The organism is Mesorhizobium sp. WSM3224 (genome assembly GCF_000427725.1).
Taxonomy (GTDB): domain Bacteria; phylum Pseudomonadota; class Alphaproteobacteria; order Rhizobiales; family Rhizobiaceae; genus Mesorhizobium.
Map to the genome: position 1 here is coordinate 75,044 of NZ_ATYO01000009.1, position 25,553 is coordinate 100,596.

Here is a 25,553-nt window from a genome sequence, read left to right on the forward strand (position 1 = left end):
CTGCTTGCGACGTCACTGCTTCATTGCTTCGGTCACAGCCTGTGCGATGCGCTGCACGGCCTGGTCCACCGTGATTTCGCCCTTGGCGGCGCTGTTGATCGAGGTGTTAACGGCGAGCGAGAATTGAGGATACCAGGTCGGCGCGCCCGACGGGAACAGCGCTTCGACTGTCGGCGCCTGTTCGACAAGCGCCTCGCCGCTGACCAGCTTGCCTGCATTCTGCAACTCGGCCAGTGCGGATGTCCGCGTCGGCAGAACGCCGTTTCCATAATTGTGGATTTGATATTCCTTGGAGGTCATCCACTTGATGAATTCCTTGGCCGCTTCCGGGTTCTGGGCATTCTTTGGAATTCCCAGCCCTTCCAGCAGGCCGAAGCTGCGCGTCTTGCCTGAGATGGTGGCCACCGGGATCGCCTGGACCTGGCCGCCGACCGTCGACTGTGCGGGATCGTTGAACTGCCCCAGGCGGCCAGGCTCGCCGCTGATCATGATGCTGGTCAGGCCCTTGGCAAAGAGCGTTTCATTGATTTCGCTGTCCTTCAGGACAGTCGCGGACGGATCGACCAGCCCTTCCTTCAAAAGCATCAGTTCGAACGCCATCGCCTTGTAGCCGGCAGAGTCCGGCGAGACGAATTGCGGCTTCATATCCTTGTCGAAGAGATCGCCGCCGAAAGCCTTCGTAAGCAGATACCAACTGGTGGAAGCGCCCTCGGTTGGGGAGAGCGGCAGGCCGATCGGATATTTGACGTTGCCCTTGGCTTTGATGGCCTTGGCCGCTGCCACCAGCTCGTCCAGCGTCTTCGGAACGGCTTTCACGCCGGCATCGTCGAAATGCTTCTTGTTGATCAGCATGACGCGGAAATCGTTGGTGTAGGGAATGGCCAGAACTTGGCTGTTGACTGTGAAGATGGTGGAGCCCTTGATGTCCTCCAATGTCGCGGCGTCGATCGTGTCGTTGAGCGGTGTGTACCAGCCGGTGGCCGAAAACTGGCCGGTCCAGGACCAGTCGAACTCGGTCACGTCCGCAGGCGCGGTGCCGGCCAACAAGGCGGTCGAAACCTTCACCGACACATCGTCCCAGGAGGCCGTCTGGAGGTCGAGCTTGATGCCGGTGGCCTTCTCGAAGTCTGCCGCCATATTCGCATCCTGCGGCGATGGAAGCAGCACTGAGATCGACTGGCCGGCGAAGGGCTTGGCGTCCTCAGCCAAGGCGATCCCGCTGGCCGAGGTTATCAAAATGGCAGTGAAGGCAAGGATCAGTTCCGATTTTGGCAGGCGCATGATTTTCTCTCCGTGTCTTTGTTGAACGGGCGAAATTGTCCTTCTACTTGGTTCTCCTCACGCCCCCGCCGAGGCGGTAGATATGGACGCTATCGCTGGAAATCCTGATATTCTTGCCGATTTCATCGCAAGTTTTCAGCTTTTTAAGCGCAATGAGCCGCTAGTCGGCTCATTGTCGTTGCTAGGCGCGGAAGCGTCGCCGATAGTCCTTGGGCGTGCAGTGCACTTGGCGCTGGAAAGCATCGTAGAAGCGGCTGAGTGAGCCGTGCCCGCTCTCGAACGCAACCTCGATGATCGCCATGTCGGTGCCCGCCAATAGCTTCAGCGCATGATTGAGCCGTCGCTGGCGCAGATATTGAGCGATGGATTGCCCAAGAACCTTATGGAACATCGCGGTTGCGTTGGTTGGGTGAAGTCCGCCAATGCGAGCCACATCCGTGACGCTGATCGGCTTGGCGAAATCACTGTTGATGAAAGTGGTCATCTGCTGCACGCGGCCGATCACCCGACGGTCGGCGACCTGCGTCGCGCTACGCCTGTGCTCACCCTCGAAAGCGCCCTCGGCGACATCCGCCCGCCGCTGGTCGACTGCCAGCCGGCGAACGCGCAGGCGAACTTCGTCGCGCAACAGGTCAGCCATCTGTTCGGTGGTCACGTCCCAATCGCGCGCCCAGCGTCTGACCATCAGTGTATCTGCCGGGTCGACCGACGAAGCTGTCAAAACGTGACCCGCCATCAGGTCGTTCTTGAAATCGCTGGAGACGGCAAGCGACAACAGATCGGCAAAGGGCACATAGACGCAAACGAGTTCCGTGCCGTCGAGGGCAGCAACGACCTGATGTGGAGATGCGGCCCAGAAGCAATAGATGGCGCTCTCCTGCAACCTGATCTGCTTGCCGTTGATCAGATAGGTCATGCCGCCGCGCGTGATGACGTTGAGTTCCACATGGTCATGCCAGTGAGCCGCGGGCATGGGCTCCACGACGTGGGTTTCAGCCAGGAATTCATCGGGCTTCAGGAAACGGTTTCCGGTCTCATGCGGATCTAGCTGACGCGTGGCTGCCTCCTCGGTCTAGGCCGATTCACTTGCCGGGTTCCCGGTGAGATCACTTAGAAACCGGAAAAAACACCTTCAATCAAGCAAGCATTTTCTGGTTTCACATGGCAATGGATTTTCCACACCCGTCGACGTTGACCCATTGAATGGATGGCCGCAGTGACGAAGATCTGCCTTATCGGCGCTGGTAGCACCGTATTCGCCCGCAATATCCTGAGCGATGTCCTGTCCAACAAGGACCTCGCGCATTGCGAGATCGCGCTTCAGGATATCAACCCCGAGCGCCTAACCACCTCCGAAGTGATGACGCGCCGCATCTGCGAGGCGCTCGGCATCGCGGACCGTGTGAAGTTGGTGTGCACCGTCGATCGCGCCGCCGCCCTGAAGGATGCCGATTTCGTGATCCTGATGATGCAGGTGGGCGGCTACAAGCCGGCGACCGTTACCGACTTTGAGGTTCCCAAGACCCTTGGCTTGAGACAGACTATTGCCGATACGCTTGGCATCGGCGGTATCTTCCGCGCCCTTCGCACCATCCCCGTGATCTTCCAGATCGCCGATGACATGCGCCGCTACTGCCCGCAGGCGCTGATGATGAACTACGTGAACCCGATGGCGATGATCAGTTGGGCGATGGCAGAGGCCTATCCGGACATTCGCTATGTCGGCCTTTGCCATTCGGTGCAGGACACATCGCAGTTTCTGGCGCGCGTGCTGGGCGAAGACCCTGCCGATATCGACTATCAATGCGCCGGGCTCAACCACGTCGCCTTCTTCCTCAAGTTCGAAAAGCGGCTCGCCAATGGCGGGCGCGAGGATCTCTATCCCAGGCTGCAAAAGATCGCGCGCGACGGGACATTCCCGCCTGACGATGCGGTGCGCTTCGAGGTCATGAAACGGTTCGGCCATTTCGTGACTGAAAGCTCGATCCATTTTTCGGAGTACACGCCGTGGTTCATCAAGCGCGGGCGCGAGGACCTGTTAGAGCAGTTCCGGCTGCCGCTCGACGAATACATCACGCGTTGCGAGCGCCAGATCGCCGAGTGGCACGAATTGCGCCACGAGTTGGAGGACGAGAGCCGGCCTATCGAGGTCACGCCCAGTCGGGAATATGCGGCGGCGATCATCCATTCCTGTGTGACCGGCCAGCCGAGCCTCATCTACGGCAACGTGCGCAACAACGGCTTGATCGAAAACCTGCCGCCAAACGCCGCCGTGGAAGTTGCCTGCCATGTCGACCGCAACGGGATCCAGCCCATTCGGGTCGGGCGCATCCCGGTGCAGCTCGCGGCCATCATGCGCAGCAACATCAATGTGCAGGAACTGGCGGTCACGGCGGCGATCAGCGGCAAGCGCGAGCACATCTACCACGCCGCCGCGATGGACCCACACACCGCCGCCGAGCTATCGCTAGCCGAGATAGCGGCGCTGGTGGACGCCCTGGTCACGGCGCATGGTGACCTGTTGCCTGCCTATGCCAGGGCAGCCGCATGAGCGCCTTCGACCTGACAGGCAAGGTCGCGCTTGTCACCGGCGCCCAGCGCGGCATCGGCCTTGGCATCGCGACCGAGCTGGCGCACGCAGGCGCGCATGCCCTGCTGACCGGTATCATGGACGAGGACGGAGAGTGCGCCGCCGACAAGCTGCGCCGGGCCGGCTATCTTGCGTCCTACCGGCACATGGATACGCGGGAGGAGGCGCAAGTCTCGCAGACGGTGGCCGCTATTCACGCGGAAATGGGGCGCATCGACATCGCCGTCGCCAATGCCGCGATCTATCCCAATACGCCAATCGCCGCGATCTCGCCCTTTGAATGGGACGACGTGATGGCCGTCAATTTGAGGGGTGCCTTCCTGCTTGCCAAGACCTGCCTGCCTTATTTCCAAAGGCAGCGCAGTGGTCGGGTCATATTCCTCTCGTCGATCACGGGCACGCGCGTGTCGTCGCCGGGTTATGCCCATTATGCGGCGAGCAAGGCGGGCGTTCTGGGCTTCATGCGCACGGCTGCGCTCGAATTCGCGCCTTGGAATGTTACGTTGAACGCCGTGGAGCCAGGCAATATCCTGACCGAGGGCGTGGTGGAGCATCAACCGCAAAGTTTCGTCGACGCGCAGCGCGCCGCAGTGCCTCTGCGACGGCTCGGCACGCCGCATGATGTAGCGCACGCCGTGCGGTTCCTTGCGTCCGACGAGGCTTCCTACATCACCGGGCAAAGCATCGTCGTCGATGGCGGCCAGACCTTGCCTGAAATGGCGACCGCGATCCTGCCGGAGGCAGCACAGTGACGGGCGTTGTCGTCCAGAACCTTTCGAAATCGTTCGGTTCTGTCGGCGTCCTGCACAATGTCAGCGTGGAAGCGCGTGAAGGCGAGTTCATGGCCCTGGTCGGCCCTTCCGGCTGCGGCAAGTCAACGCTGCTGCGCTGCATAGCGGGGCTCGAAGCGATCAGTGGCGGGACGATTTCCATTGGCGGGCGCATCGTCAACAATCTGGATCCCAAAGAGCGCGGCGCGGCGATGGTGTTCCAGAACTACGCACTCTATCCGCACATGACTGTGCGCCAGAACATGGCGTTCTCGCTGAAACTGCGCGGCGGCAGCGCCGACGAGATCGCCATAGGCGTGTCGGACGCGGCAAGAATACTTGGGCTGACGGATTATCTCGACCGCTATCCGCGCCAGCTTTCCGGCGGCCAGCGCCAGCGCGTGGCGATGGGGCGCGCAATCGTGCGCAAGCCTTCCGTCTTCTTGTTCGACGAACCGCTGTCCAATCTCGATGCCGCGTTGCGCGTGCAGATGCGCGCCGAGATTCGGGCCTTGCACAAGCGCCTCGGCATCACCTCGATCTACGTCACACACGATCAGGTGGAAGCCATGACAATGGCCGACCGGATAGTCGTTATGCGCAACGGCGTTGTGGAACAGGCTGGCCCGCCGCTGGAACTCTATGACCGCCCCCGCAACGAGTTTGTCGCGACCTTTATCGGGTCGCCGGCGATGAACCTGCTCGAGGGCCAACTTGCGCAAGGCGTCTTCGCATTGGCAGATGGACAGCGCATCAACGTGCCAAATGCTAAATCGGTGGTGGCCCGCGCCAAGCTCGGTCTGCGCCCCGAACACATCGCGATTGCGGACAACGCTGCTGCCAATTCAATCCGCGCCACGGTCGAGACCTGCGAGTCCACCGGCGCGACGTCCTACCTCGCCTGCAAGCTCGCTGGCGCGCAAGTGATCGTGACTGTGCCGCATCGGATCATGCTGGAGACAGGCCAGCAGACGCATCTGACCATCGCGCCGGAAAACATGCATGTATTCGACGCAGCAACGGGAAGTAGCGTCGAGGTAGTGCTTTAGCGCACAGGAATGGGTCGGTGGGCTTGCCGTCGACCAAGCTGCCGAACAATCGCCTGACGACAGATGGGCAGCTGCCGTCGCCGACAAGTTCCCACTGGTGCCAAGCGAGTTATCGAATCGAAGTTGTGCTGTGAAGTATGCAGCCTCCCTGGAACAGGTTTGTTCGCGAATATGTTGATGCCACCTCGCATGGTTTCTAGTAGCCAGTATGAGGCGGATACCAGACATTAAACCGCTGATTGTCGACGCTCGGGTCGTATCATCCCGTCCAGATGGTCGATCGGAGAACAGCCTGCATATGCTCCGCGAGGTCCAGTTCGCCTCGCGCCTCGATCTCTAAAAGATATCGGACCTTGGCAAGGCGATCCCCTTCACAAACCGCAGCAAAGCTGCAGATAGCGAGCAGCGCCCTCTCCTCCTCCCGGCTGGCTATGGCGGCGCCGCATCTGCTGCCGCCTACTTTGTGTAAGACTTCGCCGAAGGACGAGTATGCTGTCTTGTGCACGTCGATCAGCGCTCGCAATTCATTAGACGGTTCTGGATCCTGGCCCGGAGAATCTTTGCCGAGTGCAGTTGCAGTAACCGTTGAGGCGACGACTGCGCTGCCAGAGTGGAAGAGCAAGGCGCGGCGATTTATCCTGGACATGGCGAACTCTCCATCTGCTTCGAGAGCTATCGAAACGGCGGCGTAGCGCCGTCAGACCGTAACATGCCGGTTCGCGCATTCCTGTCAGGATTGTTCGGTCCCCTTCGTGCACCTCGTCGGTCCCCTTCGTGCACCTCGCTAGCGGGATAATGTCCGCTTCAAGGCTGCGGCAAAGTTTACCTCAAAGGCCGATATGAGGCGCTGAACCGCTGGGCCTGACAGTGTGGCCACAGCCCGGGCGGTACTCACAAGGGCATACGGGGAATATGCGGTAAGGTGTTCAGGCGGCCTGCCACCCGAAACTCTCAAGGGTGGCCTACGATCCGCCAGCCTCGAAAACCTGATGCGACAAGCGCACGCGATGCTGACCATTATGGCAGCGGAACCGGCGCGTCGGCGAGCGTTCTGAGATAGGCAATCACATTCAGCCGGTCCGCCTCTTCGGGCACGCCTCGGACGTCCATGTTGACGCCGGGCGTGGTCAGCGTGGGACCGGCGAGGAAGATGTTCAAATCCTCATAAGTCCATGTTCCCTCCCAGCCCAACAGGGTCTTGGAGTAACGCTCGAACTTCGTCGAAGCCTTATCGCGTCCGACGACGTTCCAAAGGTTCGGCCCGATGGTGGAACTATCCTTCGGACGCACGACATGGCAGGGGGCGCAGGTAGTAGCAAAAAAAGCCGCGCCCTTGGTGGGGTCGCCTTTCACCAGCCGAGCGGAAATCGGCTCCGGCTTCAGGATGACGACCCCATGCGCCAAAAGGTAGACGGCGATGTCCTCATGGTCGTCGTGTTTTGCGAGATGATAGGCCGTGATGATACTCGGCCGTTCGTTTGGGTCGCCCTGGATCCAGATGGCGTTGACGTCGGCGCCGGCCTCGACAAACACCTTCACACAGTCGAGGCAGCCGTTGGCAGCGGCGAGGATCAACATGGGCTCGCCCCGCGTCTTGCCGTTCGCGTCCGCACCGTGCGCAAGCAGCAGCCGGATCATGTCGGCGGCGTTCTTCAGCACTGCGACCGTCATCGGCAGGCCGAGGACCGCTTCCTTGTTGACACCGGCACCACGCTTGATCAGCAGTTCCGCCGCCTCGACGTGGCCGCTGCGCACCGCTAAGAAGAGCGGCGTTGCCCCCTTCTCCTGCTCCTCGATGTCAGCGCCGGCATCAAGCGCCGCCGTGATTGCCGTGAGGTCGCCGCTCTTGGTCGCGTCGTGAAGCGCACCGCCATGCACTATTGTGACGGTACCTAGCACGATCAGCAAGCTTCCGAGCAAACGCCGCATTTCGGCATCCCTCTGCCGATACGGATGGAGATGCACCCGATATGCCCTCATCCATGATTGCTTTCAGATTACATTAGCACGAGCTAAAGGTATAGTGACGCTGACGACATCAGTCGCCGCTCGGGACCCATTCTGGTGCACGCGGTCGGAACAGGACAGATGACGTGCTTTGCAGGCGTGATAGCCACGGCTGCGGCACTTGAGGGAGGCGCGGCGTTAGCCCACGGCCCGGATCGGAATTGGGGCTATCCGTCAGCTTGCTGCCACGGTGATCCGGTCACTGGCGACTGCGGGAAAATTCCCGCCGCCACTGTGACGCCCCGCCCAGATGGCTACGTGATTATCCTGCGTCCGGGCGACCATCAAAAAGTCACTCATCAGAACCGCTACTTCGTGCCATACGATGTCGTCATCCCCTCGGGGGACGGCAACTTCCACATCTGCCTGCATCCCACGGAAGAAGACGAAAACTGCTTCTTCGCGCCAAACGACGCGATGTAGGTGGCGACCCCGACAGAGAACAGGTTGGGCTCCTCACACCTCCCGGAAATCCTTCAGCGACGCATGGCGAAGCTTCTCCTCACCCTTGAGGAACTTGACCGCCCTACCAATCCCGGCTTGAGCCATTGGGCCTTCTCTTTCGCGAGCCCTTTCGGAGGAGGTGCGCCGGTCTTGCCGGCCTCCCGCTCCACCCCGATGATGTCCATTTCCTTCTCGACGTAGCACTTGATCTTGCGCCAATTCATGGTCGAGCCGCTGCGAGAGGCTGTCGAGGCGTTTCGAGATGATGCCTTCAAGACCAGCTTCGCAAGCCAAGTGGCAAACGGCTTCGCCAGTGCCAGGCAGAGCCTCGCTGAACTGGATATGGCCGCCGGCAGGGATCAGCCAAAGTCCGTTCTGCCGCCCCGTGCACTCGGCCGTACCGCTTGATAGCCTCCTGCTCGCTCCCGTCGAGAGGCGCGACCAACTCACCCTTGCCGAGTATCTCCCGGAGCGGTTCGGGGACCTTGCGCCGATAGCGCCACGTCTGGCCGCGTTTCAAAACCAGTCTCATTCGATTTGTACCCCTTGGTGTACCTGAAAGTGTACAGCGGGGATGGCTGCAGCCCTTGCAATCCTTGGCTTTCAAGGTGTCTCGGGTGGGAAGTGGTGCCCCTAGCCGGGATCGAACCAGCACTCCTTGCGGAACTCGATTTTGAGTCGAGCGCGTCTACCAATTCCGCCATAGGGGCTCAGGCCGGGCGGCCTGGATGGGCGCGGACTATACGGTTGGACCGCCTTTCGTCAACTGGGCTGTTGCGGATTTGCCGACGCCACTTCGGCCGAACAGCGTCTTGCGGTTTCGCAAACACCGCCGCCATTGTGCGCCGCGAGAAATCTTTCTAGAGAGGCGAAAGTTTCAGTCGCCTGTCCAAAAACCACGGCTGCGGCGCTTTGGGTGCTTGTTTCGTGCTTGCCGGTGGCCGAAAACCGCTGCGCCGTTCCAGGCGATATGCACTAGGAGAGCCGATGCTTCGCGGACTTTACGACTGGACCCTGTCGCTGGCGGCGCGCAAATCCGCTGAATGGTGGCTGGCCTTCATCGCTTTCGTCGAAAGCTCGGTCTTCCTTGTGCCGGCCGACGTGCTCTTTCTGCCGATGGCGCTGGCCAAACCGCAGCGCGCCTATCGCTATGCGTTGATTGCCACTGCCGCCTCGGTGCTGGGGGGTATCGCCGGCTGGTTCATTGGCCATTACGCCTATGAGGCAGTCGCCAAGCCGATCCTCGAATTCTACGGCAAATATGACGAGTTCGAGCAGTTGCGCATCTCGTCCGGCGTCGGCTTCATTATCCTGATGCTGATAACCTCGGGCGCGGCGCATCTGCCGCCGATCAAGGTGGTGACGATCCTGTCCGGCGTCATCGGCGTCAATCTCTTGCTCTTCATCGGCCTTGCGATCGTGGCGCGCGGCGCCCGTTTCCTGCTGCTTGCCTGGCTGCTGCGCCGCTATGGCGAGGAGATCAAGGAGTTCATCGAAAAGCGCCTGGGATTGATCGTCGGCGCCGGCGCCGCTGCCCTGATTTTGCTCTATATCCTCGTCAGATACGCCCACGGATAACGACGCAACAACGGATCCCCATCGATGACAGCGACCATGACTGCCGACACCGGACGCCAGCGCACGCGCGCGGCGCTCTTTCTCGCCGTCGCGATGGCCGCGACCGTAGGCTCGGCGCTGGCCTTCCAATATATCGGCGGCTACATCCCCTGCCATCTCTGCCTGGAGCAGCGCACCCCCTACTATATCGGCGTGCCGCTGATGGTGCTGGCGGCGATCGCCTCGATGCTGCGCGCGCCGGCCTGGGTGACGCGCGGGCTGCTGGCGATCGGCGGCTTGCTCATGCTCTACGGCCTCTATCTCGGCGTCTATCATTCCGGCGTCGAATGGGCCTGGTGGCAGGGCCCGGCCGACTGCACCGCCGGCGCCGGCCCGGTCGACACCGGCGGCAAGGGCGTTCTCGACGCGCTCGACAAGTTCGTGCCGCCCTCCTGCGACAAGGCCGCGCTTCGCATCCTCGGCCTGTCGCTCGCCGGCTGGAACGCCATCGTCAGCCTCGTCCTCGCCACCGTCGCCTTCCGCAGCGCCTTGGCACGTGACTGAACCAGATTGAGCAGCACGACGCAGAGTTCGGACAAAATTCGGCAGGCTTGGTCGGATGGCGCGGCTTTCGACATCCGAGCCAGGTCGACCCCCACTCCGTCTCGGCTTCGCCGAGCCGCCACGCCACTCATGAGTGCTTCGGCCGGCGAAGGCCGGAAGCGCAAAAAAATCGCTTCAGGCGGCCAGCGTCCCGAATTCTCGAACGATCTCAGGGTTCCAGCTCGACATCCCAGTACAGATAATCCATCCAGCTTTCATGCAGATGGTTGGGCGGAAACAGCCGGCCGTTATTGTGCAGGTCGTGCACCGTCGGCTGATAAGGCTTCTGCAGCGGCCACATCTTGGCCTGCGCCGGCATCATGCCACCCTTGCGAAGATTGCAGGGCGAGCAGGCTGCGACGACGTTTTCCCAGGTCGTCGCCCCGCCGCGATGGCGCGGGATGACGTGGTCGAACGTCAAATCCTCCGGCGTGCCGCAATACTGGCACTGGAAGCGGTCGCGCAGGAAGACGTTGAAGCGGGTGAAGGCGGGATGCCGCGACGGCTTCACATAGGCCTTCAGGCTGACGACGCTCGGCAGCTTCATCGAGAAGGTCGGCGAGGAGACGGCGTGCTCGTATTCGGCGACGATGTTGACCCGGTCGAGGAAGACAGCCTTGATGGCGTCCTGCCACGACCAGAGCGACAGGGGGTAATAGCTGAGCGGACGGTAGTCCGCGTTCAGCACCAGCGCGGGAAGCCCATCCGGAGATACGGCAACCGTCACGTCCTTCGCCTCCTTGCTTCTAGAACCGAACGGCGCGGATACTGTAAGCCCGACATGACAGGGATGTGAAGCGGATTGTCTCTCGCTGAAACCCCTAAAAGCGCGTGATTTTCAGGCTTTTTTGGCCATTTCGACTGAAGGCGCCGCATCTTTGCCCTTCAATTCCCGGTAATAGGCCCAAAAAAGCCGCGACGCGACACCCCGCCAGGGGCTCCATGATTCGGCCAGCCGGATCAGCATTTTCTCCGGCGGACGCGGGTCGATGCCGAGCGCATGGCCGACCGCCGTCTGCAGCGCGACGTCACGCGCGGGGAACACGTCGGGGTGGCCGGCGGCAAACAGCAGGTAGCATTCGGCCGTCCATGGGCCGATGCCGGGCACGGCGACCATCGCCGCGATCGCCTCGCCTGCGTCGAGCCTACACAGGTGATCGAGGTCGAGCCCGCCGGCAACGGCCTCGGCGACGGCGAGCAGCCCGCGCTGTTTGGGCCGCGACAGCCCGGCCTCGCGAAATATGTCCTCGCCGGCGGCAAGGATCGCTTCCGGCGTCAGCGGATCGACCAGCTTGACCAACCGCCCGAAGATGGCGTCGGCGCTCGCGCGGGAAACTTGCTGTGAAACGATAATGGAAGCGAGGCTCGTGAACCCTGGTTCCGACAGCCTCAGCGGCACCTCGCCCGCCCTGCCGCGCACGGTCTCCAGCCGCGGATCGATCCGGCAGAGCGCGTCGAGCCCTGCCGCAATGTCGTCGAGCGAGGCGATGCGTTGCACGTTGCTTGTTCCCAGAGCGCCCGCGAAGTGGCAATTGATGGCTAGTTACCAACTCGCAAAAGCGCATGACAACCCGAATGCCGCCTCAGAGATGACGCTCCTGACATTCCGCTTCGCGCCGAGCCCCAATGGCGAATTGCATCTGGGCCATGCCTATTCGGCCCTGCTCAACCAGCAGATGGCGGCACGGGCCGGCGGGCGGCTGCTTTTGCGCATCGAGGACATCGACGTCATACGGTGCACACCGGAGTTCGAAGCCGGCATTTTCCGTGACCTCGAATGGCTGGGGTTGCACTGGGAACGGCCGGTGCGCCGCCAGTCCGAGCATTTTGCCCAATACCAGGCGGTGCTTGACCGGTTGATCGCCGAGGACCTCGTCTATCCGGCCTTCATGAGCCGGGGCGAGATCCGCGCCTTCATTGCCGAGACCGGAAACCGCGGCCGCGGCTGGCCGCGCGATCCGGACGGCGTGCCGCTCTACCCGCCGCTCGACAAGGCCCTGCCGGCCTCGGAACGCAAGCGGCGGATCGCCGAAAACATGCCTTTCGCCTGGCGGCTCGATGTCGAGGCGGCGATGGCGCGCGCCCCAGGTGCCCTGTCATGGACCGAATTCACCGACGAGACGATGTCTGCGACGCGAGCGATCGAAGCACAACCGCAGGATTGGGGCGATGTCATCGTCGCCCGCCGCGACGTCCCGACCAGCTACCATCTCGCCGTCGTTGTCGACGACGCGCTGCAAGGCGTCAGCCATGTCGTGCGCGGGCGGGACCTCTATTCGGCGACCGGGGTGCAGCGGCTGCTGCAGGAGTTGCTCGGCCTGCCGGTGCCACGCTATTTCCACCACCGCCTGATCCTCGGCCCTGACGGCAGGAAGCTGTCCAAGAGCTTCAAGGATACCGGCGTTGCCGCGCTGAGGCAGGCCGGCATGTCGCCGCAGGACGTCGCGCGATTGGTCGGACTATGACTAAAACCGCGCCATGCCGGCCTTGATCAGCGCCAGCACGCTGATGAAGGCAAAGGCCCCGCCGAGCCCCCAGGCAACCGCCATCTTGAGATCGCCCAGGCTGACGCCATGCTTGCTGGCGACCACCACCGCGACAAAAAAGCCGAAGATGAACAGCAGCGTGTTGCCGGTCGGGCCGAAGCCGCTCTCCTTCATGACCGCGTCGAGCGCCGTGCCGAAAAAGAAGCCGAAGCCGGCAATGATCGCGAAAGCGAACAAAAGCCAAGTCGTGTCGAGATGCACAGGCATGTCCCACCATGGCGCGGCGATGCGCCATGCCCCTCTTGGCACGGTTGTTGAATTCAATTTAGCTTATGGATCAACCGTTTCGTTTTGCTTGCGCGATTGAACGGCATTAGAGCAATAGCCGTCATCAACCGTTCACCCCGGCAGCCTCCCCCATGCAGAGCATCAAGCGGTTCATTCCCGCCTCCTTCGTCGTTCTGTGGGCGACGGGCTTCATCGGCGCGCGCTACGCCATGCCCTGGGCGGAACCCTTTACCTTCCTTGCCATTCGCTTCGTGATAGCGGCGATCCTGTTTGCCGGCCTCGTCGTGCTGCTTGGCTCGCGCAAGGCCACGCGCGAAGAAGCGCTGCACGCGACGGTGGCCGGCGTCCTCATGCACGGCGTCTATCTCGGCGCCGTCTTCTGGGCGATCCACAAGGGCATGCCGGCCGGCCTCTCTGCGCTGATCGTCGGCCTGCAGCCGCTGATCACGGCCGTGCTTGCCGGAAAGTTCCTGGGCGAAGCGATCCTGCCGCGCCATTGGGCCGGCCTTGCGGTCGGGCTGCTCGGCGTCGTCATCGTGCTCTGGCCAAAGCTGGGCATGATTGGCGGCGGCGTCACGCCGGCGACGCTGACCGCCTCGCTTGTCTCGGTGCTCGGCATGAGCGCCGGCACCATCTGGCAGAAGCGCTACGCCTCCGGCGGCGATCTGGTGTCGGCGACGATGTGGCAGTATGTCGGCGGCTCCGCCGTGATGATCCTAGGCTCGCTCGCCTTCGAGACGCGCGCCATCACCGTCAATGGCGAGCTGATCTTCGCTTTTGCTTGGCTGGTCCTGGTGCTGTCGATCGGCGCCATATTTCTGTTGATGGTAATGATCAGGGACGGCGAGATGTCGAAGGTCGCCTCGCTGTTCTACCTCGTGCCGGCCGTTACCGCGATCATCGCCTGGGCGCTTTTCAACGAGCAGCTCAACCTGCTGCAGATCGCCGGCATGGCGATCGCCACGCTCGGCGTCGCCCTGGCCACAGCGCGGCCTAAGGTCCTATCCGAGAATATCTCCGCCTGAGATGTGTTGAGATTCAGGTCAGGCCGAGCCGGAGTCGAAGACGGGCGCGAAGCGACCAAACTGGGCGGCTTCCGAGAACCGGAGCGGAGCGTACTGAAGTACGTGAGCACCGGCCTACGCCGGCCGTAGCCTTCATAGGACGGAGACATGTATGAGTGCTTCGGCCGGCGAAGGCCGGAAGCGCAGGAGGCCGCCATTTGCAGGCCGGCCTCACCTGAATATCGACACATCTCAACCAACTCTCGCGCGCGCCTCCAGATAGCGGCTGATCGCGGCGTTGAGCTCGCCGCCGAGAATGAAGATGGCCGAGATGATGTAGAGGAACACCACCGCGATCATGATCGAGGCGAGCCCGGCATAGGTCGTCACATAAGAGGAGAAGTGGTCGAGATAGGCGGCGAAGACGGTCGAGCCGGCCAGCCATGCGACCAGCGTGAAGACGATGCCCGGTATGATCGAGACGAAGCGGCGCTCGCCGGCCGGCAGCCAGATATGCACGGCGAACAGCCCGATGACGATGACCGTCGAGGCGATCACGTAGCGCCATATGGTGATCGTGCCCATGTACGGCTTGATCCATTCCAGATGCGCTTCCGCGAGTCGCGCCAAGAGCGGCGCAAACACCAGAAGCACGCTGACGGCAAGGAAGCAGGCGGTCGCAATCAGGACGAAGATGATGCTTTGCACCCTGCGGTGGATGATGCCGCGCGTCTCGGTGACCCGATAGGCGCGGTTGAGTGACGTGCGCAGCGCCTCGATGCCGTTCGAGGCGAAATAGGCCGCAAGCAGCACGCCATAGGTCAAAAGGTCGGTGCGCCGCACGGTGAGCACGTTCAGCACCTCATGCGCGATCGGCTTGGCGATCTGCTCCGGCCATGTGTCGAAGACCAGGTGCACCGCCGTGTCGGCGAAGGCGCGCGCGCCGAGGAAGCTGGCGAGCGTGGTGGCGAAGATCAGGAACGGAAACAGCGCCATCAGCGAGGTGATCGCCAGATGGCTGGCCATCGCCCAGCCGTCATCGGTGTTGAAATGGCCGATCGCATCGTAGAGCACGCGCTTGAGGGCAACGATATTCCGCAGCAAGGGCCCGCGCTCCGCTCGATTGTGTCGACGCCGCGAATATGGGAAGTGATTGCGGCAAATGGCAACCCCAGGTCTCACAACGCGCCCCGCCGCCAAAGAGTTGCGCACCGTCATCGTCACCGGAGCCTCCTCCGGCATCGGCGCCTATTGCGCGCGGGCGTTGAAGGCGGAAGGCTGGCGGGTGTTCGCCACGGCGCGCAAGCCGGCCGACATCTCGGCCCTTGAGGCGGACGGCATAGAGGCCTTCTACCTCGACTATCGCGAACCCCAGTCCATCGCATCACTGGTCGAGGCGGTGCTTGAACGCACCGGTGGCACGCTTGATGCGCTGTTCAACAATGGCGCCCACGCCCAGCCCGGCGCCGTCGAGGACCTGCCGGTCGCAGCACTTCGCGAGCAGTTCGAAGCCAATTTCTTCGGCTGGCATGATCTGACCCGCCGCGTCGTGCCGATCATGCGCCGCCAGGGACATGGCCGTCTCGTCCATTGTTCCTCGATCCTCGGACTGGCGCCTGTCCGCTTCCGTGGCGCCTATTCGGCATCCAAACACGCCGTCGAAGGCCTGATGCTGTGCATGCGCCAGGAGCTCGAAGGCAGCGGCATCCACCTCTCGCTCATCGAACCGGGACCGGTGACATCGAAGATCGCCAGTAACGGCCTGCCTTGGTTCCTCAGGAATATCGACGTCGAGAATTCCGTCCACCGCGCCGATTATCAAGCGCAGCTCGCCCGGCTTCAGGCCGGCGGCAGCGTGTCGAAGCTGAAACCGGGACCGGAGATCGTGCACAGGGCGCTCCGCCACGCGCTTCTGTCACAGCGCCCGCGCCCGCACTATGTGGTAACGGTGCCGGCTAAGATCGGCGCGGTGCTGAAACGCATACTGCCGGCATCCCTGCTGTACCGCCTGCTCGCCAGGCGCGCCTGACCGAAACCGAACCGGAGCCAGCCAGATGGTCATCGTCCTCAAGATCCTCGCCGTCATTGCGATGGCCGCGGTAGTGATCGTGCTGGTTCGCGGCCTGATCAACATGATGCGCGGCGGCTCCGGCATGACCTCGAACAAGCTGATGCAGACGCGCATCGTGCTGCAGGCCGTGGCATTGGCGCTGCTGTTGCTGGTGGTCTATTTCACGCGCAAATAGCGGTCTCAGGGGGACGGCGTGGTCAAGCTCAACAAGATCTACACCCGCACCGGCGACGACGGCACCACCGGGCTCGGCACCGGAGAGCGGCGGCTGAAATCAGACCTTCGCGTCGACGCCTATGGCACCATCGATGAGGCCAATGCCTGCATCGGCATGGCCCGCCTCCACACAGCCGCCGAGCACCCCGCGATCGACGCCATGCTGTCGCGCATCCAGAACGATCTGTTCGATCTGGGAGCTGATCTCGCCGTGCCTGACGACGGCAAGCCGCTGGAATATGAGCCGCTGCGCATCGTCGCCGCCCAGACCGCCCGCGTCGAACAGGACATCGACCTCCTCAACAAGGGCCTGCAGCCACTGAAATCCTTCGTGCTGAACGGCGGCACTCCGGCGGCGGCCGCGCTCCATCTCGCCCGCACCGTGGCGCGCCGCGCCGAGCGCCTCATGGTGGCGCTGGCCCAGGATCCGGCCGAGCGCGTCAACAGCGAGGCGCTGAGATACATCAACCGCGTCTCGGATTTCCTGTTCGTCGCCGCCCGCGCGGTCAATGACAATGGAAAGGCCGACGTGCTATGGGTTCCCGGCAAGAACCGCTGAATCCGAAGGCGGGAGGGTCCGATGTTCATCCCGCTTTACGACACCAACAGGCTGCGCCACATCCGCCTGCAATATGTGACGATCGGGCTGATCGTGGTGAATGCGCTGGTCTACCTGGCGACCACGCTTGGCGGTGAAAACTTCACCAATGCCGCGGTTCTCGGTCTCGGCTTCATCCCGTCGGTGGTTCATGACAAGGTCGAGCTGTCGCCCGAATTCGTCGTCATCCCCGAGAGCCTCAGCTACCTCACCTATTCCTTCCTGCATGCCGATATCTTCCATCTCGGCGGCAACATGCTGTTCCTATGGGTGTTCGGCGACAATGTCGAGGATGCGCTCGGCCACATACGCTATCTGATCTTCTATCTGCTCTGCGCCGTCGCCGGCGCCTTCTTCCAAGGGCTGGTGGCCTGGGATTCGCAGGTGCCGTTGATCGGCGCCTCGGGCGCCATTGCCGGCGTCGTCGCCGCCTATCTGATCCTTTATCCGCGGGTGAAAGTCTGGGTGCTGGCTTTTGCCCGCATTCCGCTGCGCATCCCGGCCTTCATCCCGCTGATCCTGTGGATCCTGTTCCAGGTCGTGATGTTTGCCGCCGGCGGCGAGGACCAGATCTCCTGGGCCTGCCATATCGGCGGCATCATCGCCGGTTCGATCCTGGTGCTGGTGCTGCGCAGCCGCGGCGTGCCGCTGCTGGCCGGCGCCGACGGCGAGCCCGACCCTACGCCGAATGTCCAGCAGCCGCCGGTTCCCGTCGAGCCGGCCGCAAGCGACGGCACTCCGGCGCAGCCGGCGTCGCAATGGGGCCGTGGAGCAGCGACGTCCAGGGACTGAACCGATTTGGGTGCGTCGTGGGATATTGACGCGCCGATTTGCCGCCACTACGGAAACGGCACCGTTGGGCGGATATTCCGTCCGTAATGTCGGCTTTCGACAACTCTGACAGGGCGCACGCTGCTATAGCGCCCCGACTATCTCAGGAGAGGTGACAGTAAAATGAAGATCCTTGTGCCCGTGAAGCGGGTTGTGGACGCCAACGTCAAGGTCCGGGTGAAAGCCGACGGGCTGGGCGTCGAGCTTGCCAACGTCAAGATGGCGCTGAACCCGTTCGACGAGATCGCGGTCGAGGAAGCGATCCGCATCAAGGAAGCCGGCAAGGCTGAAGAAATCATCGTCGTTTCGGTCGGTCCGCAGCAGGCGCAGGAAACCCTGCGCACCGCGCTCGCCATGGGCGCCGACCGCGCCATCCTGGTCAAGACCGACGAGCAGACCGAGCCGCTCGGCGTCGCCAAGGTGCTGAAGGGCGTCGTCGAGGCCGAGAAGCCCGGCCTCGTCATCCTCGGCAAGCAGGCGATCGACGACGATTCGAACCAGACCGGTCAAATGCTGGCCGCGCTGCTGGGCTGGGCGCAGGGCACCTTCGCCTCCAAGATCGTGCTCGAAGGCGACAAGGCCAAGGTGACGCGCGAAGTCGACGGCGGCCTGCAGACCGTCGAGCTGAAGATGCCAGCGATCGTGACGGCGGATTTGCGCCTGAACCAGCCGCGCTATGCCTCGCTGCCCAACATCATGAAGGCCAAGAAGAAGCAACTCGACGAAAAGAGCCCGGCCGACTACGGCGCCGACGTCAAGCCGCGCCTCAAAGTGGTCAAGACCGAGGAGCCAAGCGGCCGCAAGGCGGGCGTTAAGGTGAAGTCGGTGGCCGAACTGGTCGAGAAGCTGAAGAACGAAGCCGGCGTGCTCTGAGGAAATCCGATGAGGCCGGCCTGCAAACGGCTGGCTTCTGCGCTTCCGGTGCTCACGTACGGATGTACGCTCCGCTCCGGTTCTCGAAACCAACCATTTTCGGCTCGGCCTGACCGGATTTCAGGGAGCCTCGAAGACGAAAGTCAGGGATAAGACAATGGCAATTCTCCTCATCGCGGAACACGACAACGCAACCCTTTCCGACCAGACCGCCAAGGCGCTGTCGGCGGCCCTGCAGATCGGCTCTGATGTCGACGTGCTGGTGGCCGGCAAGGGCGCCAAGGGCGCGGCCGACGCCGCCGCCAGGCTGAAAGGCGTGCGCAAGGTGCTGCTCGCCGAAGCCGACGAGCTTGCCGAGCGCCTAGCCGAGCCGCTGGCGGCGCTGGTCGTTTCGCTCGCCGGCTCCTATGACACGATCGTCGCGCCGGCCACCTCGTCGGGCAAGAACGTCGCCCCGCGCGTGGCAGCACTCCTCGACGTCGCCCAGGTCTCGGAGATCATCGAGGTCGTTTCGCCCGACACGTTCAAGCGGCCGATCTATGCCGGCAACGCCATCCAGACCGTGCAGTCGACCGACGCCAAGAAGGTCATCACGGTGCGCACCGCCTCCTTCCAGGCCGCGCCCGAAGGCGGCTCGGCCTCGGTCGAAGCGGCGAACGCCGCCGCCAACCCCGGCCTCTCGTCCTTCGTCGAGAACAAGCTCTCGGAGAACGATCGTCCGGAGCTGACCTCGGCCAAGATCATCATCTCGGGCGGCCGCGCGCTCGGTTCCTCGGAGAAATTCCAGGAGGTCATCCTGCCGGTCGCCGACAAGCTCGGTGCAGCCGTTGGCGCCTCGCGCGCCGCGGTCGATGCCGGCTACGCGCCGAACGACTGGCAGGTCGGCCAGACTGGCAAGGTGGTCGCCCCCGATCTCTACATCGCCGTCGGCATCTCCGGCGCCATCCAGCACCTGGCCGGCATGAAGGATAGCAAGGTCATCGTCGCCATCAACAAGGACGAGGAAGCCCCGATCTTCCAGGTCGCCGACTACGGCCTGGTCGGCGATCTATTCGTCATCCTGCCGGAGTTGCAAAAGGCGCTTTGACGCGGCCGGTTCCGGCATATTAAAATCCGAAGGGTGGGGTAGACGAAGTCGCCCCGCCCTTTTAGTTTGCGCTGCACAAAAAGCGGGCCATCAAGGCCCGAAGCTGTCCGGCGGTTTTTGCATCCGGATGGCGGGAAAGAAACAAATAGGAGCGTTTCCGCACTTCAAAGAAGCGGAATGCTCCAGACGGGATCGGGGTATGAGCAAGATCGAGACGATCGGCATCGTCGGCGCGGGTCAGATGGGTGGCGGCATCGCCCATGTCTCGGCGCTGGGCGGCTACAAGGTCCTGATCCACGACGTGTCGCCCGACCGGATCGAGAAGGGCATCGCCACCATCAGCGGCAACATGGCTCGTCAGGTGGGCTCCGGCAAGCTCGAGGAAAAGGCGCGCAACGACGCGATGGCGCGCATCTCGGCAGCTCCGGCCATGGCCGACCTCGCCGCCGCCGATCTGGTGATCGAAGCGGCGACCGAGGACGAGACGGTCAAGCGCAAGATCTATGCGCAGCTCTGTCCGCAGCTCAATCCGGAAGCGATCCTGGCCACCAACACCTCGTCGATCTCGATCACCCGGCTGGCGGCGCAGACGGACCGGCCGGAACGCTTCATCGGCATACATTTCATGAACCCGGTGCCGGTGATGAAGCTGGTCGAACTGGTGCGCGGCATCGCCACCGAGGACCAGACCTTCGAGGCGGCCAAGAGTTACGTGAACCACCTCGACAAGACGATCACCGTCTCGGAGGATTTCCCGGCCTTCATCGTCAACCGCATCCTTTTGCCGATGATCAACGAGGCGATCTACACGCTCTACGAAGGCGTCGGCACGGTCGATGCCATCGACACCGCCATGCGGCTCGGCGCCAACCATCCGATGGGGCCGTTGCAGCTCGCCGACTTCATCGGCCTCGACACCTGCCTGTCGATCATGCAGGTGCTGCATGATGGCCTGTCGGATTCGAAATACCGCCCCTGCCCGCTGCTGGTGAAATATGTCGAGGCCGGCTGGCTCGGCCGCAAGACCGGGCGCGGCTTCTACGACTATCGCGGCGAGCATCCGGTGCCGACGCGCTGATCTTTTTCAGTTGAACGCCTAGAACAATTCCAGGAAAAGTGTGAGCGGTCAGGCTCGGCGGCTTGGCCGTAGCCTTCCGTCCGGAATTGTGTCAAAACAAAGAGATAGAGCGGGTCGCGTGAATCCTTTTTCACGCGACCCGCTTTAAGACGCCGCGGCGAGCGGCGGATGCGCCGCGCCGCCTTTCGAAATTTCGCCGGGCGGAACTTCGTCGGGCGCTGCGGAAACGCAGCCGCGGCCAGCCGCCTTGGCGGCGTAGCAAGCGGCGTCGGCGCGGGCGATGATCTCGTCCACTTCGCCGCAGCCGGCGCGGATCGGCGCGAGGCCGATGCTGGCACCTATCGAATGCGGGCGCCCGTCCCAGGCGAAGTTGAGGCTGCGGATGGCCTCGATGATCGAGCGCGCGGCGATCGGCCCGCGCGCCGCGGCGCCCGACTTGAGGATGACGGCGAACTCGTCGCCGCCGAGCCGCGCGACGATGTCTTCCGGACCGAGCACATTGCGCAGGGTGTCGGCCACGCGCTTGAGCAGCGCATCGCCCGCGGCGTGGCCGCCGGTGTCGTTGACTGCCTTGAAGTGGTCGAGGTCGACGAACATGAACTGATGCTCGCCGCCATTGAGGCGGCATTGGTCGACCAGCTCCTCCATCGTGAGGATGAAGCTTGAACGGTTGGCGAGCCCGGTCAGCGCGTCATGGGCGGCCGCGTAGGCCAGCTGGCGCTGCAGTGCGCGCGCGTCGGTGAAATCCTGGAAGACGATGACCAGGCCGCAGAACTCGTCGCGGTCGTTCATGATCGGCGACACCACCTGACGGATGCTGCAGCGCGTGTCGTCGCGCCGCACGAGGACCGCGCGCGTGTTCTGGTCGCAGTGAGGCTGTTCGCTCGCCGAAGGGCGCGTCAGCCCGATTCGCTGCCCGCTTTCCTCATCGACCGCCCAGTAGACATGGCCGAGCACCTTTCCCAAGGCCTCGTCGACTTCAACGCCGGTGAGCTTTTCCGCGACCGGGTTCATGAAGGTGACGCGGTTGGCGGCGTCGGTGCAGATCACCGCGTCGCCGATCGACTGCAGCGTCACCTTGAGACGCTCCTTCTCGTCGGCCAGCATGGCTGCCGAAACCATCAGCCGCGCCTCGGCCTCCTTGCGCTCGGTGATGTCGGTCAGGCTGCCGATGGCCCGGATCAGCCGGCCGTCCGCGTCGCGCTCGATCATCTTGCCGCGGTCGAGGATCCAGACCCAGTGGCCGTCCTTGTGACGCATCCGGAACTCAGCCTCGAAGAAAGGCGTCTCGCCGGCAAGATGCGCGCGATCCGCCTCGGCGACGCGTTCCCGATCGTCGGGATGGATCAGCGTCAGCCAGCGGTCGGGATCGCCGTCGAGCTCGCCATCGGCATAGCCCAGCATCTTCACCCAGGTTTCGGAGTAGGTCGTGCCGCCCTTGCGCATGTCGAGGCTCCAGACGCCCTGTCCGGCACTGGTGAGCGCGAAATTCCACCGGGTCTCGGCCTCGGCAATGCGCGCCTCTGCCTGTTTGCGAGCATCGATGTCCTCGATCTGCGACACGAGATAAAGCGGCTTGCCGGTGTCCTCGTCGCGGATGACCGAGCCGGCGAGCTGCGCCCAGACCGGGGTTCCGTCTTTCCTGAGATAGCGCTTTTCGAAATGGTAGGAGCTGATCCTGCCTTCGCTCACGCTCAGCATCGTCTCGCGGCCGATCAGCAGATCGTCTGGATGCGTGATCTGCGGGAAGGTCAGCGCCTCGATCTCCGCGCGGCTGTAGCCCAGCATGGCGGCGAAGGCAGGGTTGGCCTGCTGGATGCGACCGTCGAGCCCGACAATGGCGACGCCGATCGCCGAATCTTCCATGGCGCGGCGGAAGCGCTGCTCGCTCTCGGCGATCTGCCGGCGGTCATCGACGATGCGGTGAATGAAGAACGCGGACAAGAACAATGTCGCGGCGGTGATGGCGACCGATATCTGCAGGCAGAGCTGCAGCGTGACGGCACCGAACTCAAGGCCCGGCAACAGGATCGACACGACGGTGGCAACAAGGCCGACCGCCAGCAAACCCTGCGCAGCATGCCTGTCGGCACGAAGCCCTTTCCAGTTCGTCCACGCCACGAAGCGATCCCACCCAACACGCAACTGCACGTGCCACGACCCTGGCGGATCGGTTTTAAGGAATGGTTGCTTGGACGGTCGCGATCAACCTGCTAACCGGCAAACAATTGCCGGCATGATTAAGGGACTGTTTCGAAAATCCCTCCGGCGTCTACCAGCGCACGAAGAGCCGCCCGCCGATGGCCCCGAGCAGCGTGAGGAAGGCGATCGCGATCGTATACCAGGTGGCGACGAAGAGCGGCGAGTCGTCGAAGCAATGCGCGGCGTAGAAGGTCGCCGCGAGCCCGCCCGCGAGCAGGCCGGCGACCGCGCCGGCGAGCACGGGCCGCGTTGGCGCGCCGTAACGCAGCATGCCCAGGAAGATCGCCAGCGGGCCGATGCCGATCAGCGGGATGAAGCTCATGCAGATCATCATGTTCGAGCCGACGAACCGCTTGCCCCAGTCGGCCTCTGGCACGACAAAAAGCTCCAGAACCACCGCCAGCACGACCAGAAGCGGCGCCGCAGCCATCCAGGCCGTCGCCCGCCTGGTCGAAGCACCTGGCATCGACAGCCCGCGGATCAGCGCGAAGGCGCTGGCCGCAAGCACCAGCGTGAACACGAATTTCGACATGAAGCGCATCGTGTGCATGGCCAGCATGATGTCGGGACGCGGTCCGATGGTCGCAAAGAAAACTGCCGCCGCGATCGCCACGGCCACGCCGACGGCCAGCCACCAGGCCTTGCCGAGCGGCATCGCCTTCTCGCGGGCATCGGCGTCGAGCGCCTTGATGAGATCCTCGGTCCTCATGTCACTGTCGTCCAAATCTTTTGGCAATCGCGGCGAGGCCGCGATGCAGCGACACGCGCACCGCCGTCTCGCTGATGCCGAGCTTGATCGCCGTCTCGCCGATCGAATGGCCGTCGACCGAAATCGAAGAGACCACCGAACGTTGCGCCGGCGGCAGGCCGTCGAGCGCCCGGTTGATGTCGCGGTCGCTGACCGTTTCCGCCTCCGGCTCGGCAAAGGTTTCGGCGATCTCGTCGATCTCGACCTCGATGCGCCGCCCGCGCCGGCGAAACGCGTCGATCAGCTTGAATCGGGCGATCGCATAGATCCACGGCAACACCGGCGCGTCCGACCGCCAGGTGTGGCGTTTCACATGAATGGCCAGCAAGGTTTCCTGCACGACATCCTCGGGGTCGACCCCGCCCTGAACGATCTTGCGCCGGACAAAGCCGCGAACGAGCGCGGCTATCCGGTGCAGAAAGTCGGCGTAAGCCTTTTCGTCTCCCGCGATCGCGGCCCTGAGTAGCCCGGAGAGCTCGGCCTCATCCTTGCCGGTCACAAGAGTTTACCCCCGAAGTTCGCGTCTCGGCCCTGGTTTGTTACGTGGCCGACGAAATAATGTCCAAGCCAAACTACCGCAAAATCACGAAAGTTTGCGGCACGGCGACGGATTGAAGCAGCTTCGCAATGTTGACTATGGTATTCAGGTATTGGTAGGTGCAGCCGTACCCAAGCTCCTGTCTCCAGATTTGAGGACGATGCCCATGAAGATTGCCCTTTCCACGCTCGCCGGCGCCGCGCTGGCGCTCGGCCTGATCGCCGGCCCGGCCGTGGCCGCGGATCGAGGCATCGTCGTCTACAACGCCCAGCATGAGAGCCTCGCCAAGGAATGGGCGAAGGGCTTCACCAAGGAAACCGGCATCAAGGTCACGCTGCGAAATGGCGGCGACAGCGATTTCTCCAATCAGATCGTCGCCGAGGGCGCGGCCTCGCCGGCCGATGTGTTCCTGACCGAGAATTCTCCCGCCATGGCGCTGGTCGAGGCGGCCGGATTGTTCGCCCCGGTCGATGCCGACACCCTCGCCCAGGTTCCGCAGGACTACCAGCCGTCGAGCGGCAAGTGGGTCGGCGTCGCCGCCCGCAGCACCGTCTTTGCCTACAACAAGGACAAGCTCAAGGAAGACCAGTTGCCCAAGTCGCTGCTCGATCTCTCCGATCCGAGCTGGAAGGGTCGCTGGGCCGCCTCGCCGTCGGGCGCCGACTTCCAGGCCATCGTCAGCGCCATGCTGCAGCTGAAGGGCGAGGCGGCGACCGCCGGCTGGCTGAAGGCGATGAAGGAGAACTACACCGCCTACAAGGGCAACTCAACGGTGATGAAGGCGGTCAATGCCGGCGAGATCGATGGCGGCGTGATCTATCACTATTACTATTTCGGCGATCAGGCCAAGACCGGCGAGAACAGTGGGAATGTCGGCCTGCACTATTTCAAGAACCAGGACCCGGGCGCCTTCGTTTCGGTGTCGGGCGGCGGTGTGCTGGCTTCCAGCAAGCATTCGAAGGAAGCCCAGGCATTCCTGAAGTGGGTGACCGGCAAGGGCGGCCAGGACGTGCTGAAGACCGGCACATCGTATGAATATGCGGTCGGCAAGGGTGCCGAGTCCAACCCGAAGCTGGTGCCGCTGGCTGGCCTGCAGGCGCCGAAAGTCGATCCGGCGACGCTGAATTCCAAGAAGGTCATCGACCTGATGACGCAAGCCGGCTTGCTTTAGTTCGCGTTCGTCCTAAAAGGGCAAACGACCGTGCTCCCGCGGGAATTTGCTTCCGTGGGAG

27 protein-coding genes and 1 tRNA gene are annotated in these 25,553 nt (G+C 63.1%); 16 read left to right on the top strand and 12 right to left on the bottom strand.

Features of this window, described 5'->3' with window-relative positions:
* Positions 1-12: 12 nt before the first annotated feature.
* Positions 13-1,281 carry a sugar ABC transporter substrate-binding protein gene (locus YU3_RS0117290; RefSeq protein ID WP_051333975.1) on the bottom strand — a complete coding sequence of 423 codons (1,269 nt, stop codon included), beginning with the start codon at positions 1,279-1,281 and terminating at the stop codon, positions 13-15.
* Positions 1,282-1,462: 181 nt separating this feature from the next.
* A complete protein-coding gene (locus tag YU3_RS0117295) occupies positions 1,463-2,197 on the bottom strand; it encodes a helix-turn-helix domain-containing protein (protein WP_198021674.1) in 735 nt (244 codons plus the stop codon).
* A gap of 300 nt (positions 2,198-2,497) precedes the next feature.
* On the opposite strand from YU3_RS0117295, the gene YU3_RS0117300 reads away from it, so the two are divergent.
* From YU3_RS0117300 to ugpC, 3 genes are read left to right on the top strand one after another with little or no spacing between them, the layout of a single operon-like run.
* Positions 2,498-3,832 carry an alpha-glucosidase/alpha-galactosidase gene (locus YU3_RS0117300; protein ID WP_027167430.1) on the top strand — a complete coding sequence of 445 codons (1,335 nt, stop codon included), beginning with the start codon at positions 2,498-2,500 and terminating at the stop codon, positions 3,830-3,832.
* Positions 3,829-4,623 carry an SDR family NAD(P)-dependent oxidoreductase gene (locus tag YU3_RS0117305; protein WP_027167431.1) on the top strand — a complete coding sequence of 265 codons (795 nt, stop codon included), beginning with the start codon at positions 3,829-3,831 and terminating at the stop codon, positions 4,621-4,623. Before YU3_RS0117300 ends, YU3_RS0117305 begins: the two co-directional genes overlap by 4 nt.
* Positions 4,620-5,690 carry a sn-glycerol-3-phosphate ABC transporter ATP-binding protein UgpC gene (gene ugpC, locus YU3_RS0117310; RefSeq protein WP_027167432.1) on the top strand — a complete coding sequence of 357 codons (1,071 nt, stop codon included), beginning with the start codon at positions 4,620-4,622 and terminating at the stop codon, positions 5,688-5,690. The genes YU3_RS0117305 and ugpC overlap by 4 nt, the downstream gene beginning before the upstream one ends.
* A 259-nt stretch (positions 5,691-5,949) precedes the next feature.
* Here the strand turns inward: ugpC and YU3_RS0117315 are convergent, their stop codons facing one another.
* Positions 5,950-6,336, bottom strand: coding sequence for a hypothetical protein (locus YU3_RS0117315; protein ID WP_027167433.1), 387 nt, complete (start codon positions 6,334-6,336; stop codon positions 5,950-5,952).
* Between the two features lie 371 nt (positions 6,337-6,707).
* The gene (locus YU3_RS0117320; RefSeq protein WP_027167434.1) at positions 6,708-7,619 is read right to left on the bottom strand and encodes an ankyrin repeat domain-containing protein; all 912 of its coding nucleotides are present in this window, start codon (positions 7,617-7,619) and stop codon (positions 6,708-6,710) included.
* 159 nt (positions 7,620-7,778) lie between these two features.
* On the opposite strand from YU3_RS0117320, the gene YU3_RS40645 reads away from it, so the two are divergent.
* Positions 7,779-8,120 carry a hypothetical protein gene (locus YU3_RS40645; protein WP_027167435.1) on the top strand — a complete coding sequence of 114 codons (342 nt, stop codon included), beginning with the start codon at positions 7,779-7,781 and terminating at the stop codon, positions 8,118-8,120.
* A gap of 646 nt (positions 8,121-8,766) precedes the next feature.
* Here YU3_RS40645 and YU3_RS0117340 read toward each other — a convergent pair.
* Positions 8,767-8,851: transfer RNA gene (locus YU3_RS0117340), tRNA-Leu, on the bottom strand.
* Positions 8,852-9,128: 277 nt separating this feature from the next.
* On the opposite strand from YU3_RS0117340, the gene YU3_RS0117345 reads away from it, so the two are divergent.
* The gene (locus YU3_RS0117345) at positions 9,129-9,719 is read left to right on the top strand and encodes a YqaA family protein (protein ID WP_027167438.1); all 591 of its coding nucleotides are present in this window, start codon (positions 9,129-9,131) and stop codon (positions 9,717-9,719) included.
* Positions 9,720-9,743: 24 nt separating this feature from the next.
* Positions 9,744-10,262 (top strand): disulfide bond formation protein B, encoded by a 519-nt coding sequence (locus YU3_RS0117350; RefSeq protein ID WP_027167439.1) that lies wholly within the window; start codon positions 9,744-9,746, stop codon positions 10,260-10,262.
* A gap of 208 nt (positions 10,263-10,470) precedes the next feature.
* Here YU3_RS0117350 and YU3_RS0117355 read toward each other — a convergent pair whose 3' ends face one another.
* Complete coding sequence (locus YU3_RS0117355) at positions 10,471-11,028, bottom strand: HNH endonuclease (protein ID WP_027167440.1); 558 nt, start codon at positions 11,026-11,028, stop codon at positions 10,471-10,473.
* Between the two features lie 111 nt (positions 11,029-11,139).
* Positions 11,140-11,799 (bottom strand): DNA-3-methyladenine glycosylase, encoded by a 660-nt coding sequence (locus YU3_RS0117360; protein ID WP_027167441.1) that lies wholly within the window; start codon positions 11,797-11,799, stop codon positions 11,140-11,142.
* Between the two features lie 91 nt (positions 11,800-11,890).
* Between YU3_RS0117360 and gluQRS the strand changes: the two genes are divergently transcribed.
* On the top strand, positions 11,891-12,766 hold the full coding sequence (gene gluQRS, locus YU3_RS0117365) for a tRNA glutamyl-Q(34) synthetase GluQRS (RefSeq protein ID WP_027167442.1): 876 nt from the start codon (positions 11,891-11,893) through the stop codon (positions 12,764-12,766).
* On the opposite strand, the gene YU3_RS0117370 is transcribed toward gluQRS, so the two are convergent.
* Complete coding sequence (locus YU3_RS0117370; RefSeq protein WP_245273529.1) at positions 12,767-13,096, bottom strand: hypothetical protein; 330 nt, start codon at positions 13,094-13,096, stop codon at positions 12,767-12,769.
* Between the two features lie 110 nt (positions 13,097-13,206).
* On the opposite strand from YU3_RS0117370, the gene YU3_RS0117375 reads away from it, so the two are divergent.
* Complete coding sequence (locus tag YU3_RS0117375; protein WP_027167444.1) at positions 13,207-14,100, top strand: DMT family transporter; 894 nt, start codon at positions 13,207-13,209, stop codon at positions 14,098-14,100.
* Between the two features lie 231 nt (positions 14,101-14,331).
* Here YU3_RS0117375 and YU3_RS0117380 read toward each other — a convergent pair whose 3' ends face one another.
* On the bottom strand, positions 14,332-15,183 hold the full coding sequence (locus YU3_RS0117380; RefSeq protein ID WP_027167445.1) for a YihY/virulence factor BrkB family protein: 852 nt from the start codon (positions 15,181-15,183) through the stop codon (positions 14,332-14,334).
* A gap of 58 nt (positions 15,184-15,241) precedes the next feature.
* Between YU3_RS0117380 and YU3_RS0117385 the strand changes: the two genes are divergently transcribed.
* The 7 genes from YU3_RS0117385 to YU3_RS0117415 all read left to right on the top strand — a co-directional run bounded on the left by YU3_RS0117385 (position 15,242) and on the right by YU3_RS0117415 (position 20,833).
* Positions 15,242-16,108: an SDR family oxidoreductase gene (locus YU3_RS0117385; RefSeq protein ID WP_051333976.1), complete on the top strand. Its 867-nt coding sequence runs from the start codon at positions 15,242-15,244 to the stop codon at positions 16,106-16,108.
* A gap of 25 nt (positions 16,109-16,133) precedes the next feature.
* Positions 16,134-16,325 carry a twin transmembrane helix small protein gene (locus tag YU3_RS0117390; protein WP_027167447.1) on the top strand — a complete coding sequence of 64 codons (192 nt, stop codon included), beginning with the start codon at positions 16,134-16,136 and terminating at the stop codon, positions 16,323-16,325.
* Between the two features lie 18 nt (positions 16,326-16,343).
* The gene (locus YU3_RS0117395) at positions 16,344-16,925 is read left to right on the top strand and encodes a cob(I)yrinic acid a,c-diamide adenosyltransferase (protein WP_027167448.1); all 582 of its coding nucleotides are present in this window, start codon (positions 16,344-16,346) and stop codon (positions 16,923-16,925) included.
* 21 nt (positions 16,926-16,946) lie between these two features.
* Complete coding sequence (locus YU3_RS0117400; protein WP_027167449.1) at positions 16,947-17,756, top strand: rhomboid family intramembrane serine protease; 810 nt, start codon at positions 16,947-16,949, stop codon at positions 17,754-17,756.
* A 162-nt stretch (positions 17,757-17,918) separates the two neighbouring features.
* Positions 17,919-18,668: an electron transfer flavoprotein subunit beta/FixA family protein gene (locus YU3_RS0117405; RefSeq protein ID WP_027167450.1), complete on the top strand. Its 750-nt coding sequence runs from the start codon at positions 17,919-17,921 to the stop codon at positions 18,666-18,668.
* A 157-nt stretch (positions 18,669-18,825) separates the two neighbouring features.
* The gene (locus YU3_RS0117410; RefSeq protein WP_027167451.1) at positions 18,826-19,755 is read left to right on the top strand and encodes an electron transfer flavoprotein subunit alpha/FixB family protein; all 930 of its coding nucleotides are present in this window, start codon (positions 18,826-18,828) and stop codon (positions 19,753-19,755) included.
* 199 nt (positions 19,756-19,954) lie between these two features.
* Positions 19,955-20,833, top strand: a complete 879-nt coding sequence (locus YU3_RS0117415) for a 3-hydroxybutyryl-CoA dehydrogenase (RefSeq protein ID WP_027167452.1) — start codon at positions 19,955-19,957, stop codon at positions 20,831-20,833.
* 144 nt (positions 20,834-20,977) lie between these two features.
* Here the strand turns inward: YU3_RS0117415 and YU3_RS0117420 are convergent, their stop codons facing one another.
* The 3 genes from YU3_RS0117420 to YU3_RS0117430 all read right to left on the bottom strand — a co-directional run bounded on the left by YU3_RS0117420 (position 20,978) and on the right by YU3_RS0117430 (position 24,282).
* The gene (locus tag YU3_RS0117420; protein ID WP_027167453.1) at positions 20,978-22,954 is read right to left on the bottom strand and encodes a PAS domain S-box protein; all 1,977 of its coding nucleotides are present in this window, start codon (positions 22,952-22,954) and stop codon (positions 20,978-20,980) included.
* A gap of 151 nt (positions 22,955-23,105) precedes the next feature.
* Positions 23,106-23,744: an NrsF family protein gene (locus tag YU3_RS0117425; protein WP_027167454.1), complete on the bottom strand. Its 639-nt coding sequence runs from the start codon at positions 23,742-23,744 to the stop codon at positions 23,106-23,108.
* Between the two features lies 1 nt (position 23,745).
* Complete coding sequence (locus YU3_RS0117430; RefSeq protein WP_027167455.1) at positions 23,746-24,282, bottom strand: sigma-70 family RNA polymerase sigma factor; 537 nt, start codon at positions 24,280-24,282, stop codon at positions 23,746-23,748.
* 205 nt (positions 24,283-24,487) lie between these two features.
* Here YU3_RS0117430 and YU3_RS0117435 point away from each other — a divergent pair, with 205 nt between their 5' ends.
* The gene (locus YU3_RS0117435) at positions 24,488-25,492 is read left to right on the top strand and encodes an iron ABC transporter substrate-binding protein (RefSeq protein WP_027167456.1); all 1,005 of its coding nucleotides are present in this window, start codon (positions 24,488-24,490) and stop codon (positions 25,490-25,492) included.
* Positions 25,493-25,553: the final 61 nt, after the last annotated feature.

What these genes read in the sequence shown, in the direction of transcription:
- YU3_RS0117290 (WP_051333975.1), bottom strand. Translation starts at nt 1,281, where the DNA reads ATGCGCCTGCCAAAATCGGAACTGATCCTTGCCTTCACTGCCATTTTG.
- YU3_RS0117435 (WP_027167456.1), top strand. Translation starts at nt 24,488, where the DNA reads ATGAAGATTGCCCTTTCCACGCTCGCCGGCGCCGCGCTGGCGCTCGGC.
- YU3_RS0117345 (WP_027167438.1), top strand. Translation starts at nt 9,129, where the DNA reads ATGCTTCGCGGACTTTACGACTGGACCCTGTCGCTGGCGGCGCGCAAA.
- YU3_RS0117410 (WP_027167451.1), top strand. Translation starts at nt 18,826, where the DNA reads ATGGCAATTCTCCTCATCGCGGAACACGACAACGCAACCCTTTCCGAC.
- YU3_RS0117415 (WP_027167452.1), top strand. Translation starts at nt 19,955, where the DNA reads ATGAGCAAGATCGAGACGATCGGCATCGTCGGCGCGGGTCAGATGGGT.
- YU3_RS0117425 (WP_027167454.1), bottom strand. Translation starts at nt 23,744, where the DNA reads ATGAGGACCGAGGATCTCATCAAGGCGCTCGACGCCGATGCCCGCGAG.
- YU3_RS0117350 (WP_027167439.1), top strand. Translation starts at nt 9,744, where the DNA reads ATGACAGCGACCATGACTGCCGACACCGGACGCCAGCGCACGCGCGCG.
- YU3_RS0117405 (WP_027167450.1), top strand. Translation starts at nt 17,919, where the DNA reads ATGAAGATCCTTGTGCCCGTGAAGCGGGTTGTGGACGCCAACGTCAAG.
- YU3_RS0117305 (WP_027167431.1), top strand. Translation starts at nt 3,829, where the DNA reads ATGAGCGCCTTCGACCTGACAGGCAAGGTCGCGCTTGTCACCGGCGCC.
- YU3_RS0117400 (WP_027167449.1), top strand. Translation starts at nt 16,947, where the DNA reads ATGTTCATCCCGCTTTACGACACCAACAGGCTGCGCCACATCCGCCTG.
- YU3_RS0117315 (WP_027167433.1), bottom strand. Translation starts at nt 6,336, where the DNA reads ATGTCCAGGATAAATCGCCGCGCCTTGCTCTTCCACTCTGGCAGCGCA.
- YU3_RS0117385 (WP_051333976.1), top strand. Translation starts at nt 15,242, where the DNA reads ATGGCAACCCCAGGTCTCACAACGCGCCCCGCCGCCAAAGAGTTGCGC.
- gluQRS (WP_027167442.1), top strand. Translation starts at nt 11,891, where the DNA reads ATGACGCTCCTGACATTCCGCTTCGCGCCGAGCCCCAATGGCGAATTG.
- YU3_RS0117375 (WP_027167444.1), top strand. Translation starts at nt 13,207, where the DNA reads ATGCAGAGCATCAAGCGGTTCATTCCCGCCTCCTTCGTCGTTCTGTGG.
- YU3_RS0117320 (WP_027167434.1), bottom strand. Translation starts at nt 7,619, where the DNA reads ATGCGGCGTTTGCTCGGAAGCTTGCTGATCGTGCTAGGTACCGTCACA.
- YU3_RS0117295 (WP_198021674.1), bottom strand. Translation starts at nt 2,197, where the DNA reads ATGACCTATCTGATCAACGGCAAGCAGATCAGGTTGCAGGAGAGCGCC.
- YU3_RS0117390 (WP_027167447.1), top strand. Translation starts at nt 16,134, where the DNA reads ATGGTCATCGTCCTCAAGATCCTCGCCGTCATTGCGATGGCCGCGGTA.
- YU3_RS40645 (WP_027167435.1), top strand. Translation starts at nt 7,779, where the DNA reads ATGACGTGCTTTGCAGGCGTGATAGCCACGGCTGCGGCACTTGAGGGA.